We start from the raw sequence: 17,721 nt of genomic DNA on the forward strand, positions 1-17,721 counted from the left end.
CTTCCAGCGCATGTCATCCCATTAAAATTGTCTGATTGCCTTTCACCTGTTGAGGCGGGATGCTGACGCCTCCGCGAGATGGAGCATCATGCATGGCCCTTCCCCGCCAGGTTCTCACCATTTCATCGCAAGTGGCGGCAGGCCCGGTCGGCAATTCGGCAATCGTTCCGGCCCTCCTGGCTCTGGGCGTGACGCCCATTGCCCTTCCGACCATCATGCTCTCCAACCATCCGGGCCATGGCAGGCCGGAAGGCGTGCACGTGCCGGCCGAGAAGCTCAGCCACATGCTCGACCGTCTCACCGAGCTGGGCTTTATCGGCGAGGATGTCATCGTGCTCACCGGCTATTTCGCGCATGAAGAGCAGATCGAGGCCGTGGCCCGATTCCTGGCTGCCTTCAACCGCTCTTATTATCTATGCGATCCGGTTCTCGGCGACACGCATAAGGGCCTCTATGTCACCGAAGCGGTGGCAGGCGCCATGCGCGACCGCCTCGTGCCGCTGGCCGATGGGCTCACCCCCAATGTCTTCGAGCTCGGCTGGCTCACTGGCGCCGAGATCAACGACATGGACTCCGCCAGGCGCGCCTGCCGCACGCTTGCCGACAAATCCGTCATCGTGACCTCGCTGCCGGCGGGCGATGCGCAGCTGACAACGGCGCTGATCGAGGACGGGCGCAGCCTGGCCGTGACCCGGCCGAAGCAGCTGCAGGTGCCGCACGGCACCGGCGATCTTCTGTCCGGTTTCCTCGCCGGCCGCTTGGCGCAAGGCCACGCGCTGAAGGACAGCCTGGGCTTTGCCATTGCCGCCACCGAGCAGGTGATGAAGGCGAGCGAAGGCACTGCCGCCCTCGATCTCGCCTGGGGTCTCAAGGACATCGTCTCCGTCAGCGCCTTCGCGGCGGCGTATGGCTGAGCCTGCGACCGTTGCCGGCGTCGATGGCTGCCCGGCCGGCTGGATCGCCGTCCTGTGGGATGGCGCCGACCGGCTGACCTCTGAATTGTGCATGGATTTCGCCGCCGTGCTGGCGCTCCCCGCCCGGGTGATCGCCGTCGACATGCCCATTGGCCTGCCCGAGACCTCGGGCCGCCCGCCTGAGCGCGAGGTGCGCGCCAGATTGGGCGAGCGGCAGTCGAGCGTCTTCGCGGTGCCGGCGGCGCCTGCGATCTATTGCGACGATTACCGCGAGGCCTGCCGGGTCAATCTCCTTCACTCCGATCCGCCGCGGAAAGTGTCCAAGCAGTGCTTTCATCTTTTTCCCAAGATGCGCGAAATCGATGCCGTGATCGATCCGTCCTCGCAGTCACGTATCTATGAATCGCATCCCGAGCTCGCTTTCTGGGTGATGAACAAGGAGACACCCTTGCCGCTGCCCAAGAAGGTGAAGAGCGCTCCCTTTCCGCCCGGCCTCGATTTGCGGCGCGCGCTGCTGCGCGCCAATGGCGTGCCGGTCGACAGCCTGAAGGCGGATTACCGCCGCCGCGATGTCGGCGCCGACGATCTCATCGATGCCTGCGCTTGTGCTTTCGTGGCATGGCGCATCCTCAATCGACGGTCTATCCGTTTCCCGGCAAATCCGCCACTCAATACCCGCGGCCTGAGGATGGAAATCAATGCCTGAACCAATCACCCGTTCCGCCATCGAGGCGACGGCGGAGAAGATCGCCCCCTATGTGCGGCGCACGCCGGTCATGGATGTCGTGCTCGCCAATATCGCAAGGCCGGTGGCGCTCAAGCTCGAGCTCTTCCAGCATACCGGCTCCTTCAAGGCACGGGGCGCCTTCTCGACCGTGCTCGGGCGCGATATTCCGAAAGTCGGCCTGGCCGCGGCCTCGGGCGGCAATCATGGCGCGGCGGCCGCCTATGCTGCGCATGTGGCCGGTGTTCCGGCCCATATTTTCGTGCCCGCCATCGCTGCGCCCGCCAAGGTGGCGAAGATCAGGAGCTATGGCGCGATCATCGATCAGGGGGGCGCCACTTATTATGAGGCGCTCGAGAAGTGCAATCGCTTCATCGCCGAGACGGGAGCGCTCTCGGTCCATGCCTATGACGCGGTGCCGACACTTCTGGGCCAGGGCACGCTCGGGCTCGAGATCGAGCAGCAATTGCCGGACATCGACACGCTTCTGGTGGCGGTGGGCGGCGGCGGACTGATCGGCGGCATTGCCGGCTGGTACCGGGGCGATGTCAGGATCATCGGCGTCGAGCCCGAGACCTGCAATACGCTCCATGCCTCGCTCAAGGCGGGCGAGCGGGTGACGGTGACGCCGTCCGGCATCGCGGCCGATTCGCTGGGTGCGAGCTATGCCGGAGAGCTGATGTGGCCGCTGGCGAAGGAATATATCGAGAGCGTGGCGCTCGTCGATGATGAGGAAATCAGGATAGCGCAGCGTTGGCTATGGGACCATGCGCGGATCATCACTGAACCGGGTGGTGCCACGGCCTTCGCTGCGCTTCTCTCAGGTGCATACCGGCCACAGAAGGATGAGTGCGTCTGCGCCATCCTGTGCGGCTCGAATACCGATCCCCTGACCTTTTCGCAGGTCATTTCTACATGACCTTGAAACGGTAGGTGAGATCGAGGCTGGCGCGCTTCAGCTCCAGCTCCGTGCGGAACCTTTCGATCTCGCGCGGATCATGCGGGATGCGCCTTTCCCTCTTGCGGCCGGCGAGGAGCCGGGCCGCCGGAGCGGCGATGAGACTGCGTGCCGGGTGTCGGAACCACGGCATGGACTTCTGATAAGCAGACATAGGTTTTCCTTTCGCGGAACACGGATTTCCGTGCGCGTTGGCAGTTGTGAAAAATTGAAGGTGGTGATGCGTGCGCATCCCGCACATGCGCGTCACGCGCATGATACGAGAGTCACGTCCCGGTCAAATGGTCTTCAGGCTTTTACTTGGAAGAGAACACAAACTGGAAAGGCCAGACCGGGACCCGAGCCCGGGGCCCGGAGATCACCAGAATCGAAGCTCCTTGCGTGCTGTCATCATGACGATCTCCGTGTGTTGTCTAAAGGGGAGCGCTTGATAGCACGAGTCGGCCGCCTGCAACAGGGGGCTTCGCGCGCTTTATTCCGGATGCTGACAGAATGTGACAATCTTGCCACAGGGAAAGTCCTCTCCGCGTGAGATCGCGGAGAGGATCTTCATATCGTCGCGTAAGTGCCGAGCGTCAGGCGGCCTTCTTGAGCAGGCCGCGATTGACCAGCGCCTCGGCGATCTGCACCGTATTGAGGGCCGCGCCCTTGCGCAGATTGTCGGAGACCACCCACAGATTGAGGCCGTTCTCGATCGTGCCGTCCTCGCGGATGCGCGACACGAAGGTGGCGAAATCGCCGACACATTCGACCGGCGTGACATAGCCGCCGTCCTCGCGCTTGTCGACGACCAGCACGCCCGGCGCCTCGCGCAAAGTCTCGCGCGCCTCTTCGGCGGTGATCGGCCGTTCGAACTCGATATTGACCGCTTCCGAATGGCCGACAAAGACCGGCACCCTGACGCAGGTGGCGGTGAGCTTGATCTTGGGGTCGAGGATCTTCTTGGTCTCGGCCGTCATCTTCCATTCTTCCTTGGTGAAGCCGTCTTCCATGAAGACGTCGATATGGGGGATGACGTTGAAGGCGATCTGCTTGGTGAACTTCTTGGGCTCAGGCTGGTCGGTGACGAACACGCCCTTGGTCTGGTTCCACAATTCGTCCATCGCGTCCTTGCCGGCGCCCGACACCGACTGGTAGGTGGCGACGACCACGCGCTTGATCTTGGCCAGATCATGCAGGGGCTTCAGCACCACCACGAGCTGCGCCGTCGAGCAGTTCGGATTGGCGATGATGTTCCGGCGCGTCTTGCGGCTCATATATTCCTCGAGCGCATGCGCGTTCACTTCCGGCACGATCAGCGGCACTTCCGCGTCATAGCGCCAGCAGGAGGAATTATCGATGACCATCGGCCCCAGCGCGCCGATCCGGGGCGACCATTCCTTGGAAACGGCGGAGCCCGCCGACATCAGCACGAAGTCCAGCCCACGGAAATCGAACTGCTCGAGATCCTGGCACTTGAGCGTGCGGTCGCCGAAGGAAACCTCGGTGCCGAGCGAGCGGCGCGAGGCGATGGCATGGATCTCATCCACCGGGAACTGGCGTTCCTCGAGGATGTTCAGCATTTCCCGGCCGACATTCCCGGTCGCGCCGACCACTGCAACTCTGTAACCCATTGATTTAGTCCTCTATCCCTCGCCCTCTCCCGTGAACCTTAGGTTCTGCCTGGGGCGGATGCTGTTCCGGCCATCTCCCCCGCGGGAGACGAGACCGGGGGAGAAGGCTCAAACGGTTTTCGTCGTTTTCGTTTTGAGCATACCCAGGCCACGGCAAAGCGCGTCCGGAAGAGCCGGAAGGCAGGCGATGCTGTCAAGATCAATAGACATCGGGGACCGTGGTTCGAGGTTTCGGGACGGGGTTCTAACAAATCGGGACTTTAAGTCAATGCGCCTTGAAGGAGGCAGGCGGGCTTCCTATGTCGCCAAGGCGCGTGGCGAGGACCGGCGGGAGACCGGTTCCTTACCGCGCTTCGTTTTATGGCGCGCCGGGCCGGTGAATGGGGCTTAACCCACGGGCAAGGCGGCATTTTTTGGAGCAAGGGGACCGCATGTTCGAATGGCTGTTCACGGTCGAGGGCTGGATGAGCCTTCTGACCCTCACCATCCTGGAAGTGGTGCTCGGCATCGACAATCTGGTCTTCCTCTCCATCGCCTCGCAGAAACTTCCCCCGCACCAGCGTCCGATCGCCCAGAAAATCGGCCTTTTGGGCGCTCTGGGCCTGCGCATCCTCATGCTGGCGCTCCTCGTCTGGATCACCAAGCTTACCTATCCGGTCCTTTCGCTCTGGGGTTTTGACCTCTCCTGGCGCGACATTATCCTGATCCTGGGCGGCCTGTTCCTGCTCTATAAGGGCACCGCCGAGATCCATGAGGAGATGGAAGGCGGCGAGGAAGGCCCGCAGAAGAGCTATACGGCCAGTTTCTTCGGCGTCATCGCCCTGATCATGGTCATCGATTTCGTCTTCGCGCTCGATTCCATCATCACCGCCGTCGGCATGACCACTTTCCTGCCGGTGATGATCGCCGCCAATGTCATCGCCATTGCCGTCATGATGCTGGCGGCCCGCCCGATCGGCGAGTTCATCGCCCGCCATCCGACCGTCAAGATGCTGGCGCTCGCCTTCATCCTGCTGATCGGCGTGGCCCTCGTCGCCGACGGCCTCGGCATGCACATACCGCGCGAATATATCTACTTCGCCATCGCCTTCTCGCTCGGCGTCGAGACGCTCAACATCCTGGTCAAGACCAAACGCCAGCGGCTGAGCAAGATCGACAAGACGGATGTCGAGCAGCCGTAATAACTATCGTCATCCCGGCGAAAGAACGTCATCCCGGCGCAAGCCGGGACCCCCTGAATAAGAAAAACCGGGCGGCGCTGCCTGCGCTTCACCAATTTAATGGGCCCCGGCTTGCGCCGGGATGACGGAAAGAATGATGCTCTTCAGGCCGCCGCCTTGAGCTCATTGAGGATGGCGGCCCCCATTTCCGTGGTGCCGATCGTCTTCTCGGAGCCTTGCGCGATATCCTTGGTGCGCAGGCCCTTGGCCAGCACTTGGGCGATCGCCTTGTCGACCTTGTCGGCCCAGGAACCGAGCCCGAAGGAATAGCGCAGCGCCATGCCGAAGGAGGCGATCATGGCGATCGGGTTGGCGAGCCCCTTGCCGGCGATATCAGGGGCCGAGCCATGCACCGGCTCATAGAGCGCCTTGCGCCGCTTGGTCTTGCTATCGACGGCGCCGAGCGAGGCCGACGGCAGCATGCCGAGCGAGCCGGTCAGCATGGCGGCGATATCGGACAGCACATCGCCGAACAGATTGTCGGTGACGAGCACATCATACTGCTTCGGCCAGCGCACCAGCTGCATGGCGCAATTGTCGGCGAGCACATGCTCGAGCGCCACGTCCTTGTAGCTCTCCTGATGCACGCGGGTGACGACCTCGTTCCACAGCACGCCCGTCTTCATCACATTGCGCTTCTCGGCCGAGGCGACCTTCTTGCTCCTGGTGCGGGCGAGGTCGAAGGCGACACGCGCGATGCGGTCGATCTCGAATGTGTCATAAACCTGCGTGTCGATGCCGCGCTTCTGGCCATTGCCGAGATCGGTGATCGTCTTGGGCTCGCCGAAATAGACGCCGCCCGTGAGCTCGCGCACGATCAGCATGTCGAGGCCCTCGACCACCTCGCGCTTGAGCGACGAGGCATCGGCCAGGGCCGGGTAGCAGATCGCCGGGCGCAGATTGGCGAACAGGCCCAGATCCTTGCGCAGCCGCAGAAGCCCTGCTTCCGGGCGCACATCATAGGCCACCTGGTCCCATTTGGGTCCGCCGACCGCGCCGAAGATGACGGCATCGGCGGCCTGCGCCTTGGCCATGTCGGCTTCCGAGATCGCCTTGCCATGCGCGTCATAGGCGGAGCCCCCGACGAGGCCGCGCTCGAGCTCGAACCTGGCGATGCCCTCCTTGGTGAACCAGGCGATGATCTTCTCGACTTCGGCGGCGACTTCGGCGCCGATGCCGTCGCCCGGCAGCAGCAGGAGATTGAAAGAGGACATGCGGGACTTTCCGTTAAAGTGAATTGGGGCGCTACAGCCAGGGTCGCGCGGCTTCGGCCTTCTTCTCGAATGTATCGATCGAGGTCTTCTTCTCCATGGTAAGGCCGATATCGTCGAGACCGTTGAGCAGGCAATGCTTGCGGAACTCGTCCATCTCGAACTTGACACAGCCGCCGTCGGGACCGCGGATTTCCTGGGCATTGAGATCGATCGACAAGGTCGCGTTCGAGCCGCGATCGGCATCGTCCATCAGCTTCTTGAGATCTTCCGGCGACACGCGGATCGGCAGGATGCCGTTCTTGAAGCAGTTGTTGTAGAAGATGTCGGCGAAGCTGGTCGAGATCACGCAGCGTATGCCGAAATCGAGCAGCGCCCAGGGCGCATGCTCGCGCGACGAGCCGCAGCCGAAATTGTCGCCGGCGACCAGGATCTGCGCCTTGCGGTAGGCCGGCCTGTTGAGCACGAAATCGGGCAGCTCCTTGCCGTCCTGGCTGTAGCGCATTTCATAGAACAGCGACTTGCCGAGCCCGGTGCGCTTGATCGTCTTCAGGAACTGCTTCGGGATGATCATGTCGGTGTCGACATTGACGATGTTCAGGGGCGCGGCGACGCCCGTCAGCGTGTCGAATTTCTGCATAAGTGGCTCCACCTGCAAAGGGCCAGGATGAAAGGGGCTTTCTGCGGTGGATGGAAGGGCGCGTCAAGCCCCTGCCCTTCCTTGTCTTTGCCGGTTCCCGACCCTAGCATGAGGGTATTGAGGTAGATGCATGACGGCTCCCCACACGCCCCAGATCGCCGAAAGCACCGACAAGCGCCCGGTCACCGTCTTCGGCCCTGATTTCCCCTTCCCCTTCGATGACTGGATCAGGCACCCTTCCGGCCTGGGACGCATCCCCGCCCATCGCCATGGCGAGGAAGTGGCCATCATCGGGGCCGGCATGGCGGGCATGGTGGCGGCCTATGAGCTCATGAAAATGGGCCTCAAGCCCGTGATCTATGAGGCCGGCCGCATCGGCGGTCGCCTGCGCTCGCAGAGCTTCGAGGGCGCCGAAGGCATCATCGCCGAGCTCGGCGGCATGCGCTTTCCGGTCTCGGGCACCGGCTTCTACCATTATTCCGACATGCTGGGCCTCGAGTCGAAGCCCTTCCCCAACCCCCTGGTCGCGGCCTCGCCCTCGACGGTCATCGATCTCGAAGGCGAGACTTACTATGCCGAGAAGCAGGCCGACCTGCCGCCCATCTTCCAGGAAGTCGCCGCCGCCTGGTATGAGGCGCTGGAAGAGGGGGCGAAATTCAGCGCCATGCAGAAGGCGATCCGCGCCCGCAATGTGAAGGCGCTGAAGGCGATCTGGGACAGACTGGTGCCGTTGTGGGACGACCGCAGCTTCTACGATTTCGTCGCCACCGCGCCCGCTTTCGCCAAGCGCTCCTTCCACCACCGCGAGATCTTCGGCCAGGTCGGCTTCGGCACCGGCGGGTGGGATTCCGACTATCCCAATTCGATGCTGGAGATCCTGCGCGTCGTCGTCACCAATTGCGACGACAACCAGCGCTGGATCGTGGGCGGCGTCGAGCAGGTGCCGCGCGGCCTCTGGAAATGCAAGCCCGACAGGATGGTGCACTGGCCGAAAGGCACCTCGCTCGAGAAGCTGCATGCCGGGGCCACGCTCCCGGCGGTCGTCAAGATCGCGCGTTCGCCTTCCGGGCATCTCGCCATCACCGACCGCTGGGGCCGCACCAAGTTCTTCGATGCCTGTCTCGTCACCTGCCACAGCTGGCTGCTCACCACCTATATGCAGGTGGAGGAGCGCATCTTCTCGCCCAAATTGTGGATGGCGCTCGACCGCACCCGCTTCATGCAGTCGGCCAAGACCTTCATCATGGTCGACCGTCCGTTCTGGAAGGACAAGGACCCGCGCACCGGGCGCGACCTGATGAGCATGACGCTCACCGACCGTCTCACCCGCGGCACCTATCTCTTCGACAATGGCGACGACCGGCCGGGCGTCATCTGTCTCTCTTATTCCTGGATGAGCGATGCGATGAAGATGCTGCCGCTTCCCGTCGACAAAAGGGTGCGCCTGTCGCTCGACGCCCTGAAGCGCATCTATCCCACGCTCGATATCGAAAGCCACATCATCGGCGATCCGATCACGGTCTCATGGGAATCGGACCCCAATTTCCTCGGCGCCTTCAAGGGGGCACTTCCCGGCCATTACCGTTATAATCACCGCATGTATTGCCACTTCATGCAAGGCGACATGCCGCCCGACGAGAAGGGCATCTTCATGGCGGGCGATGGCGTGTCCTGGACGCCGGGCTGGGTCGAGGGCGCGGTGCAGACCGGCCTCAATGCGGTCTGGGGCATCGTCAATCACCTGGGCGGCGAGACGCCGAAGGACAATAAGGGACCCGGCGACCGCTATGCCGAGCTTAAGCCGATCGAATTGCCGGATTGACGCGATCAAATTTCACTGCGCCAGGAGGTAGTCATGTGGCCTGATCGCCGTCTGTGCCAGCTGCTGGGGCTGGAGCATCCGATCATCCAGGCGCCGATGGCGGGATCGGCGACGCCTGAGCTGGCGGCGGCGGTCAGCAATGCGGGCGGATTGGGATCGCTCGGCTGCTCCGAAATGACGCTGGATGATCTCACCGCCAGTGTTGCAAATCTGCGCGCCCGCACCAACCGCTCCTTCAATCTCAATTTCTTCACCCATCCGGCGCCGCGACCGGACCAGGCGGTGTTCGCGCAGGCGCGCGAGCGGATGCTGCCCTGGTACCGGCGCCTCGGCCTGGGCGAGCCTGCGATGGCGGCCGCGCCGCAAGGCCCCGGTTTCGACGATGCGCGGCTGGCCACGCTGCTCGACCTCAAGCCCAGGGTGGTCAGCTTCCATTTCGGCGTTCCCGACCGGGCTTCGGTCTCGGCGCTCAAGGCGGCCGGCATCATGCTGATGAGCACCGCGACCACCGTCGCCGAGGCGCGCGCGCTGGAAACGGCCGGGATCGATGTGGTCATCGCGCAAGGCTTCGAGGCCGGCGGCCATCGCGGATCGCACAAGCCGCGAGCGCCGGCCGATGGTGTCGGCACGCTCGCTCTGGTTCCGCAGATCGCCGATGCCGTGCGCCTGCCGGTGGTGGCGGCCGGCGGCATTGGCGATGGAAGAGGCATCGCGGCCGCTTTTGCCCTGGGCGCCGCCGGCGTCCAGATGGGCACCGGCTTCCTCTCCTGTCCGGAAGCCGGCACCGATGCGGTGCGGCGCGCGATGCTGCGCGACGCCACGGAAACCGACACGATGATGACCAACGCCTTTTCCGGCCGGGCCGCCCGTGCGGTGCGCAGCGACTATGCCGACGAAATGGAGCGGATGCAGATCGACTTGCCTGATTTCCCCTCCATGTATGATTTGAGCGCGCCGCTTCTCCAGTCGACGAAGCCGAGCGAGGTGTCGTTTCTGCTCTATGGGCAGGCTGCCCGGCTCAACCGCGAACTGCCGGCAGCCGAGCTTGTCGCGCGCTATGTGGCGGAAGCCGAAGCCGTCTTTGCGAGGCTCAGGACCGGTCAGGCCTAAATCGCCTCACCCCGCACGAAATCGATGAACGCCCGCAACGGTGCCGGCACATGGCGGCGGCTCGGATAATAGAGCGACGGGCCGGGAAAGCTCGGGCACCAGGAGGTCAAAGCTTCGACGAGGCGGCCGGCGGCGAGGGCGGGCCGCACGAAATCCTCGAAGGTCGCATACCAGCCCACCCCATCCTCGGCGGCGCGGATGGCGATATCGGGACTTGTCGTGACCAGCAGCGCATCGGGATCGAGCTTCACCGTCTCGCCGTCCTTCTCGAACTCCCAGGGCAGCACCGCGCCGCTGTGAAAGCGATGACGGATGCAGGGCCGCGTCAACAACTCCTTAGGATGCTGCGGCAGGCCCTGCCGGCGCGCAAGCTCGGGCGAGGCGACGAGCGCATAGCGTTGGGGGCGACCGATCGGCAGCGCGATCATGTCGAGAGCCAGGCTCTCGTCATAGCGTATGCCGGCATCGAAGCCTTCGGCGAAGACATCGACGAAATTATTGTCGACGGTAATCTCGAGGCGGATGCCCGGATGCTGGCCGAGGAAGCGCGCCACCAGCGGCGCCAGGATCGGCTGCGCGGCGCCCGGCACATTGAGCCGCAAGGTGCCGGTCGGCGTGTCGCGGAAGCCGTTCACTTCATCGAGCGCTTCGGTCATTTCCGAGAAGATCGGCGACAGCCGCGCCGCCAGCCGCTCGCCGGCATCGGTCGGGGTGACGGACCTGGTTGTCCGGTTGAGGAGGCGCACGCCGAGCCGTTCCTCGAGATCGCGCACCGACTGGCTTAAAGTGGAGGCCGAGACGCCGCGTTCCCGTGCGGCGCGCCTGAAATTGCGATGCCGGACAATGGTGACGAAGGCGTCGAGATCGGAGAATTCGGGACGATTCATTGTTCGATTTTCCGCACAGCCTATTCAGGATTGAGCGGATTATCGCACGACAAGGGATATGGCATCTACTCCCTTCATCGTCCCCACTGCACGGAGATTTCCATGATCGCGCACCGTCCCCTGGGCCGCACCGGCCCGCAAGCTTCCGCCTTCGGCCTCGGCTGCATGGGCATGTCGCCCATGGTCTATGGACCGACCGACCGCGCCGAGAGCATCGCCACGCTTCACCAGGCGCTCGATGCCGGCATCAATCTCCTCGATACCGGCGACTTCTATGGCATGGGCCACAATGAGCTGCTCATTGCCGAAGCCCTGAAAGGCCGGCGTCGCGAGGATGTGCTGCTGAGCGTGAAATTCGGCGCCCAGCGCGACCCGGCCGGCGGCTGGATCGGCTTTGACGGCAGGCCCGCCGCGGTCAAGACCGCGCTCGCCTATTCGCTGCAACGTCTCGGCACGGATTATATCGATGTCTATCGCCCGGCCCGGCTCGATCCGAATGTTCCGATCGAGGATACGATCGGCGCCATCGCCGATCTGGTGAAGGCGGGCTTCGTGCGCCATATCGGCCTGTCGGAAGTCGGCAGCGACACGATCAGACGGGCCGCCAAGGTCCATCCGATTGCGGACCTCCAGATCGAATATTCGCTGATCTCGCGCGGCATCGAGGACGACATCCTGACGACCTGCCGCGCGCTCGGCGTCGCCGTCACCGCCTATGGCGTGCTGTCGCGCGGGCTGATCAGCGGCCGCTGGACGAAGAGCAGCGCCGGCGCCAGCGATTTCCGCAGCATGAGTCCGCGCTTCCAGGACGGCAATGTCGACCAGAACCTCAAGCTGGTCGAGGCGTTGCGCGCGGTGGCGAACCGGCTCGGCGTAACGGTGGCGCAGGTCGCCATCGCCTGGGTCGCTTCGCGCGGCGACGACATCTTCCCGCTCATCGGGGCACGCAAGCGCGGTCAGCTCGCTGAATCCTTAAGCGCGCTCGACGTGAGGCTCTCAGGCGCCGATCTGGCAGCAATCGAAAAGGCGGTGCCGAAGGGTGCTGCGTCCGGCGGGCGCTATGCCGACGCGCAGCTTGCCCATCTCGACAGCGAGCGCAAACCGGCTGCGTAGTGCAAACCCCGCCAAAGTCGAAAACTTTGGTGATCAGGATTTGCTCAGTGAATTGATTTGGCGCGCATCCTTTCCGGCGAAGTGATTCCACTTCGCCGGGATTCGCGCCGGTCAGCCGCTGAAATAGGTTCGCCACAGATAGACGATCAGCCCGACCAGGATGATCATCGACAGGATGCGCGCGATGCGCTTGCCGAGGATCTCGATGCGATCATTGTCGGCCGGGTCTTCGGCAGGCTGGGCGCCCAGGATCTTCTCCGCCTGCTCGTCGAGCCGCTTCAGCGCCTTCAGCGCTTCTTCCTCGCGCCCGGACTTGCTCATGATGTCTCGCCCTCGATGCGCGCCATATCGGCATCGGAGAGACCGAAATGATGGCCGATCTCATGGATCAGCACATGGGTGATGACGGCGCCCAGGGTCTCGTGGTGCTCGGCCCAGTAATCGAGGATGGGGCGGCGATAGAGGAAGACCATGTTGGGCAGCGTCCCGGTATGGCTGAGCTCCTCGCTTTGGGCGAGACCGGTGCCCTGGAACAGGCCGAGCAAGTCGAACTCGCTCTCGGCCTTCATGTCGTCCAGCACATCGTTCTCAGGGAAATCCTGTACCCTCAGTACAACATTGCCAGTGAGGTCACGAAAAGTCTTGGGCAGGCGCGCATAGGCATCCGCGGCCAACGCGTCAAAATCCTCGAGCGACGGCGCTTCGAGGCCGCTCAGTTCATGCAGAGAAAGCCGGTGGCCTGGCAGATATCGATTCCTTCGGCGGTCATCGCATTCACGGTCGTATAGGCCGCGACGCTGCCGGTTACCAGCGTCAGGACAACAAGCACCATAAGTACGCGGCGCAAGAACCGTGTATCCGCCGTCTGAGTAGTAATCACTTGGGAACTCCCCGCCACCAAGAAAAAGGTTGAACTTGGAATCAACCTTATCGCCTCGGTGATGACATAACCCTTAATGCCCCGTTCATCAACCGTTAATCGGCCACAGCGTTACTTTCTTTCGCCGGACAAACGGTTTAGGCGATCTTCGCAGGTGCGAAATAGAAACAGGCTCCCTTTTCCGGGAACTCGTGTCCTGCAAGAGAAATGTGTCTCGGATTTTAGCGTATCGATTCGCTAGTTCCAGCGCCTGATATCGACGAAATGGCCGGCAATCGCCGCCGCCGCCGCCATTTGCGGCGACACCAGATGGGTGCGGCCCTTATAGCCCTGGCGGCCTTCGAAGTTCCGGTTCGATGTCGAGGCACAGCGTTCGCCGGGCTTGAGCTGGTCCGGATTCATGCCGAGGCACATGGAGCAGCCGGGCTCGCGCCATTCGAAGCCCGCGGCGGTGAAGATCTTGTCGAGGCCTTCCTGCTCCGCCTGGATTTTGACCAGGCCGGAACCGGGCACGATCATGCCCTTCAGCCGCTCATGGATCCGGCGGCCCTCGACGATCCGGGCGACGGCGCGTAGATCCTCGATGCGGCCATTGGTGCATGAGCCGATCCAGATCATGTCGAGCGGGATGTCGGTGATCTTGGTACCGGGCTTCAATCCCATATAGTCGAGCGCCCGCCATTTCGACTGGCGCTTGCCTTCGTCGGCAATATCGTCCGGATTGGGCACGCTGCCTTCGACCGAGACGACGTCCTCGGGCGAAGTGCCCCAGGACACGATCGGCGGCAGTGATGCCGCATCGAGCTTCACGACGCGGTCGAAATGGGCGCCGTCATCGGTCCTGAGCGTATCCCAGTAGCGCAGCGCCGCATCCCAGTTCGCACCCTTGGGCGATTTCGGCCGGCCCTTGAGATACTCATAGGCTTTCTCGTCGGGCGCGATCATGCCGGCACGGGCACCGCCCTCGATCGACATGTTGCAGATCGTCATGCGTCCTTCCATCGAGAGGCCGCGCAGCGCTTCACCGGCATATTCGATGACCGAGCCGGTGCCGCCGGCCGTGCCGATCTCGCCGATGATGGCGAGGATGATGTCCTTGGCGGTGGCGCCCGGCGCCAGCTTGCCATCGACCTGGACCAGCATGTTCTTGGCCTTCTTCTGGATCAGCGTCTGGGTGGCGAGCACATGCTCGACTTCCGACGTGCCGATGCCATGGGCGAGCGCGCCGAAGGCGCCATGGGTCGAGGTATGGCTGTCGCCGCAGACGATGGTGGTGCCGGGCAGTGTGAAGCCCTGCTCCGGGCCGATCACATGCACGATGCCCTGGCGGCGGTCATGCTCGTCGTAATATTCGATGCCGAAATCCCTGGCGTTCTGCGCCAGCGTCTCGACCTGGGTGCGGCTTTCGGGCTCGGCGATGCCGTGGCTGCGGTCGGTGGTCGGCACATTGTGATCGACCACGGCCAGCGTCTTTTCGGGGTGTCTCACCTTGCGGCCCGACATGCGCAGGCCCTCGAAGGCCTGCGGGCTCGTCACCTCATGGACGAGATGGCGATCGATATAGAGGAGGCAGGTGCCGTCGGGCTGCTCGTCCACCAGATGATCGTCCCATATCTTGTCATAGAGCGTGCGCGGTGCCATCGCGAAACTTCCTGTTTTACTGGCCTTCTGCTCGCCCGATCCCCAAGGGGACCCGGCGCTGGGCAAGCTTTTAGCCGCATTGCTCGCGCTGTCAAATATGGGGAACCGCGGAGGACGCATCCCAAGACTGCCATAATGGCATGCGTTGATCGCCGCCCATGATCTCCCGCCGCTTCGTCATCTTGCCCCTCGCCGGTCTCGCCGGGGCGGCCGCCATTGCCGGCCTGGTGCCGGCTCACCGCCTCAAGGTCCTGGCCCAGGTGCTGGTCGACCCGGCTCCGCCGCGGCCTGATATGCCGGTCTTCGCCCGGGCGGAAGGCGACGCCGGATCTCTCATTGCAGCGGGCATTGCCCAGATCGGCGTCACCCGGATCTATGACCCGGCCTATGTGAGGCTTCCCTATCCGGGCGGCGATGTGGCGCCGGAGCGCGGCGTATGCACCGATGTGATCGTCAGGGCCTATCGCAAAGGGCTGAAGCTCGATCTGCAGAAGCTCGTCCATGAGGATATGCGCCGGGAATTCTCAGCCTATCCCACGACCTGGGGCCTGAAGCGGCCCGACCGCAATATCGACCACCGGCGCGTGCCCAATCTCCAGACCTTCTTTGCCCGGCAGGGCGCCGGGCTGACGGTGACCGACAGGCCGTCCGACTTCCGCCCCGGCGACATCATCACCCAGATGCTGCCCGGCAATCTTCCCCATATTGCGCTGGTCAGCCATTTCGCCTCGGCCGACGGCGAACGCCCGCTTTGCATCCACAATATCGGCGCCGGCGCGCGTCTCGAGGATATCCTCTTCAGCTACCGGCTGACCGGACATTATCGGTTCAGGATTTAGCTCGCGCCGAAAGTCTTCTGCATCAGCGCGCCGACGGCGCCGGCGAACTTCACCGGATCGGCGACCCTTTCGCCATCCATCACCCGGGCAAGATCGAGGAGCAGGCCGGAAGCCTCGCCGAGCGCCGGCGAGGCGCCATGTTTCCTGGCATTCTCCGCCAGCGCCTTGATCAGCGCATGGCCGGCATTGATCTCGAGGATCGGGGCCGAGACCTTCACATCCGTCGTGCCCTGCCGCGCCAGGAGCTTTTCCAGCGTGCGGTCGAGCGCCTGGTCGCTGGCGACGAGACAGACCGGGCTGTCGGTGAGGCGTGAGGATTTGCGCACATCGGCGACGCTGTCGCCGAGCGTCTGCTTGACGACGGCGATGAGCGTCGCGGTCGCTCCTTCATCGGCATCGTTGCCGGGCGCTTCCTGCTCCAGGGGAATGAGATCGAGATCGGCCGCCCCTTGCGTCACCGACTTGAAGGGCTTGCCGTCGAAGCCCAGCGCCATGCGCACCCAGAAGCTGTCGACCGCATCGGTGAGCAGCAGAACCTCGATGCCGCGGGCACGAAAGCCTTCGAGCTGCGGACTGGCTTTCGCCTTCGCCGCATCCTCGGCGGTGAGATAGTAGATCGCCGTCTGGTTGGTCTTGAGATCAGCCACATACTGCTTGAGCGTGACATTCTCGCGCTTGGTCGTGTTGAAGCGAACGATCTCGAACAGCTGGTCGCGCCGCTCCATGTCCTCATAGAGGCCTTCCTTGATGACGGGACCGAAGGCGTCCCAGATCTTCGCCGCCTTTTCGGGCTCCGCCTCGAAGCATTTCTTGAGCTCGGCCAGCACCTTGTTGGTCACCGCCTTGCGGATTGCCGCCACTTGCGGATTATGCTGCAGCATCTCGCGCGAGATGTTGAGCGGCATGTCCTCGCTATCGATCACGCCGCGCACGAAGCGCAAATAGGGCGGCAGCAATTCGGCATCATTGGTGATGAAGACGCGGCGCACATAGAGCTTCTGGCGGCCGCGCCGCTCGGGATCATAGAGATCGAAGGGCTTCTCGCCCGGCACGAACAGCAGCACCGTATATTCATGCCGGCCTTCCGCCCTGTAATGGAGCGTCAGCGCCGGCTCCGCATAGGCGCCGGTGATATGGCCGAAGAATTCCTTGTACTGCTCCGGCGTGATGTCGCTCTTCGCCCTGGTCCAGATGGCGGAGGCCTCGTTGATCTGCCGGGTCGTCTGGTCGGCGACGGTAAGCCGGATCGGATGCGCGATATGGTCGGAATAGGCGCGCACCACTTCCTCGATCTTCCAGTCCTCGAGGAAATCGAGCGCGTCTTCCTTGAGATGGAGGATGATGCTTGTGCCGCGCTGCGGCGCGGTCTCCTTTGGCGCCGGATCGACGGTGAAGGTGCCGCTGCCGTCCGAGGCCCAGATGAAGGCTTCCTCGCCGCCCGCCTTGCGCGAGATCACCTCGACCTTGTGCGCCACCATGAAGGACGAATAGAAGCCGACGCCGAACTGGCCGATGAGATGGACATCGTTCTTGGCCGTCTTTGCCTGCTCCATGAAGGCCTGGGTGCCGGATTTGGCGATGGTGCCCAGATTGTCGATGAGCTCGGCCTCGCTCATGCCGATGCCGGTATCGGCCACCGTGAGGGTCTTGGCCGCCTTGTCGGGGGTGATGGTGATGGCAAGCTCGCCATCACCCGTCATGAGGTCGGGATTGGCGATCGCCTCATAGCGCAATTTGTCGAGGGCATCGGCGGCGTTCGAGATCAGCTCGCGCAGGAACACGTCACGGTCGGAATAGACCGAATGCACCATCAGATGCAGGAGCTTGGCGACCTCGGCCTGGAAATTGTGGGAATGCGTTGCCCCGGTTGTTTCAACCTTTGCCTTTGCCTTAGCTTTCGCCATCTCGAACCCTATGTCCTGCGTCGGAATTTGGCAGGCATTTGGGGAAAAGGGCTTTGTCCGTCAAGATGTCCCGTATCGGCCCAAAAAGAAAGCGGCCAGTGTTTCCACCGGCCGCGAACTCTAAACGCCTCTACTCACAGAAGGGGAGATGGTTCGGCCCGGCGGCACTCAGCTACGGGGGGCTGGGGGGCTGAGATTTCCGACGCTCAGTACCAGCCGGGCCATTGAGGCAACGATTGGAGTGT

Annotated in this window: 18 protein-coding genes; 8 read left to right on the forward strand and 10 right to left on the reverse strand. The window is 63.3% G+C overall.

Going from position 1 to position 17,721, the window contains the following annotated elements; all coding sequences use genetic code 11:
- The first annotated feature begins 92 nt into the window (after positions 1 to 92).
- From DT068_RS13825 to DT068_RS13835, 3 genes are read left to right on the forward strand one after another with little or no spacing between them, the layout of a single operon-like run.
- Positions 93 to 914 carry a PfkB family carbohydrate kinase gene (locus DT068_RS13825; RefSeq protein WP_162914189.1) on the forward strand — a complete coding sequence of 274 codons (822 nt, stop codon included), beginning with the start codon at positions 93 to 95 and terminating at the stop codon, positions 912 to 914.
- Complete coding sequence (locus tag DT068_RS13830; RefSeq protein WP_119390430.1) at positions 907 to 1,620, forward strand: DUF429 domain-containing protein; 714 nt, start codon at positions 907 to 909, stop codon at positions 1,618 to 1,620. The genes DT068_RS13825 and DT068_RS13830 overlap by 8 nt, the downstream gene beginning before the upstream one ends.
- The gene (locus DT068_RS13835) at positions 1,613 to 2,557 is read left to right on the forward strand and encodes a threonine/serine dehydratase (protein ID WP_119390431.1); all 945 of its coding nucleotides are present in this window, start codon (positions 1,613 to 1,615) and stop codon (positions 2,555 to 2,557) included. Before DT068_RS13830 ends, DT068_RS13835 begins: the two co-directional genes overlap by 8 nt.
- On the opposite strand, the gene DT068_RS13840 is transcribed toward DT068_RS13835, so the two are convergent.
- Positions 2,550 to 2,750, reverse strand: coding sequence for a hypothetical protein (locus tag DT068_RS13840; protein WP_119390432.1), 201 nt, complete (start codon positions 2,748 to 2,750; stop codon positions 2,550 to 2,552). The two genes, DT068_RS13835 and DT068_RS13840, sit on opposite strands and share 8 nt — an antisense overlap.
- A gap of 421 nt (positions 2,751 to 3,171) precedes the next feature.
- Entirely contained in the window at positions 3,172 to 4,209 is a 1,038-nt protein-coding gene (locus DT068_RS13845) for an aspartate-semialdehyde dehydrogenase (protein WP_119390433.1), read from the reverse strand.
- 431 nt (positions 4,210 to 4,640) lie between these two features.
- Here DT068_RS13845 and DT068_RS13850 point away from each other — a divergent pair, with 431 nt between their 5' ends.
- Positions 4,641 to 5,390 (forward strand): TerC family protein, encoded by a 750-nt coding sequence (locus DT068_RS13850; RefSeq protein WP_119390434.1) that lies wholly within the window; start codon positions 4,641 to 4,643, stop codon positions 5,388 to 5,390.
- 143 nt (positions 5,391 to 5,533) lie between these two features.
- On the opposite strand, the gene leuB is transcribed toward DT068_RS13850, so the two are convergent.
- Both leuB and leuD read right to left on the reverse strand, forming a co-directional pair.
- Positions 5,534 to 6,643 (reverse strand): 3-isopropylmalate dehydrogenase, encoded by a 1,110-nt coding sequence (gene leuB / locus DT068_RS13855; protein WP_119390435.1) that lies wholly within the window; start codon positions 6,641 to 6,643, stop codon positions 5,534 to 5,536.
- A 31-nt stretch (positions 6,644 to 6,674) separates the two neighbouring features.
- Positions 6,675 to 7,280, reverse strand: a complete 606-nt coding sequence (leuD, locus tag DT068_RS13860; protein ID WP_119390436.1) for a 3-isopropylmalate dehydratase small subunit — start codon at positions 7,278 to 7,280, stop codon at positions 6,675 to 6,677.
- Between the two features lie 130 nt (positions 7,281 to 7,410).
- Here leuD and DT068_RS13865 point away from each other — a divergent pair, with 130 nt between their 5' ends.
- Both DT068_RS13865 and DT068_RS13870 read left to right on the forward strand, forming a co-directional pair.
- Complete coding sequence (locus DT068_RS13865; protein ID WP_119390437.1) at positions 7,411 to 9,102, forward strand: flavin monoamine oxidase family protein; 1,692 nt, start codon at positions 7,411 to 7,413, stop codon at positions 9,100 to 9,102.
- A 33-nt stretch (positions 9,103 to 9,135) separates the two neighbouring features.
- Positions 9,136 to 10,212 carry an NAD(P)H-dependent flavin oxidoreductase gene (locus DT068_RS13870; protein ID WP_119390438.1) on the forward strand — a complete coding sequence of 359 codons (1,077 nt, stop codon included), beginning with the start codon at positions 9,136 to 9,138 and terminating at the stop codon, positions 10,210 to 10,212.
- Here the strand turns inward: DT068_RS13870 and DT068_RS13875 are convergent.
- Positions 10,209 to 11,099, reverse strand: coding sequence for a LysR family transcriptional regulator (locus DT068_RS13875; protein WP_119390439.1), 891 nt, complete (start codon positions 11,097 to 11,099; stop codon positions 10,209 to 10,211). The two genes, DT068_RS13870 and DT068_RS13875, sit on opposite strands and share 4 nt — an antisense overlap.
- Positions 11,100 to 11,201: 102 nt before the next feature.
- Here DT068_RS13875 and DT068_RS13880 point away from each other — a divergent pair, with 102 nt between their 5' ends.
- Positions 11,202 to 12,212, forward strand: a complete 1,011-nt coding sequence (locus tag DT068_RS13880; RefSeq protein ID WP_119390440.1) for an aldo/keto reductase — start codon at positions 11,202 to 11,204, stop codon at positions 12,210 to 12,212.
- 111 nt (positions 12,213 to 12,323) lie between these two features.
- Here DT068_RS13880 and DT068_RS13885 read toward each other — a convergent pair whose 3' ends face one another.
- From DT068_RS13885 to leuC, 4 genes are all read right to left on the reverse strand, one after another.
- On the reverse strand, positions 12,324 to 12,533 hold the full coding sequence (locus DT068_RS13885) for a hypothetical protein (protein WP_119390441.1): 210 nt from the start codon (positions 12,531 to 12,533) through the stop codon (positions 12,324 to 12,326).
- Positions 12,530 to 12,886, reverse strand: a complete 357-nt coding sequence (locus DT068_RS13890; RefSeq protein ID WP_368904716.1) for a metallopeptidase family protein — start codon at positions 12,884 to 12,886, stop codon at positions 12,530 to 12,532. Before DT068_RS13890 ends, DT068_RS13885 begins: the two co-directional genes overlap by 4 nt.
- 38 nt (positions 12,887 to 12,924) lie before the next feature.
- Positions 12,925 to 13,059, reverse strand: coding sequence for a hypothetical protein (locus tag DT068_RS28360; protein ID WP_368904717.1), 135 nt, complete (start codon positions 13,057 to 13,059; stop codon positions 12,925 to 12,927).
- Between the two features lie 270 nt (positions 13,060 to 13,329).
- A complete protein-coding gene (leuC, locus tag DT068_RS13895; RefSeq protein WP_119390443.1) occupies positions 13,330 to 14,733 on the reverse strand; it encodes a 3-isopropylmalate dehydratase large subunit in 1,404 nt (467 codons plus the stop codon).
- 158 nt (positions 14,734 to 14,891) lie between these two features.
- Here leuC and DT068_RS13900 point away from each other — a divergent pair, with 158 nt between their 5' ends.
- Positions 14,892 to 15,572, forward strand: coding sequence for a DUF1287 domain-containing protein (locus DT068_RS13900; RefSeq protein WP_368904718.1), 681 nt, complete (start codon positions 14,892 to 14,894; stop codon positions 15,570 to 15,572).
- Here DT068_RS13900 and htpG read toward each other — a convergent pair.
- Positions 15,569 to 17,476, reverse strand: coding sequence for a molecular chaperone HtpG (htpG, locus tag DT068_RS13905; protein ID WP_119390444.1), 1,908 nt, complete (start codon positions 17,474 to 17,476; stop codon positions 15,569 to 15,571). The genes DT068_RS13900 and htpG overlap by 4 nt on opposite strands.
- Positions 17,477 to 17,721: the final 245 nt, after the last annotated feature.

The sequence above is a fragment of the Taklimakanibacter lacteus genome, from assembly GCA_003576695.1.
Classification (GTDB): Bacteria; Pseudomonadota; Alphaproteobacteria; order Rhizobiales; family Aestuariivirgaceae; genus Taklimakanibacter; species Taklimakanibacter lacteus.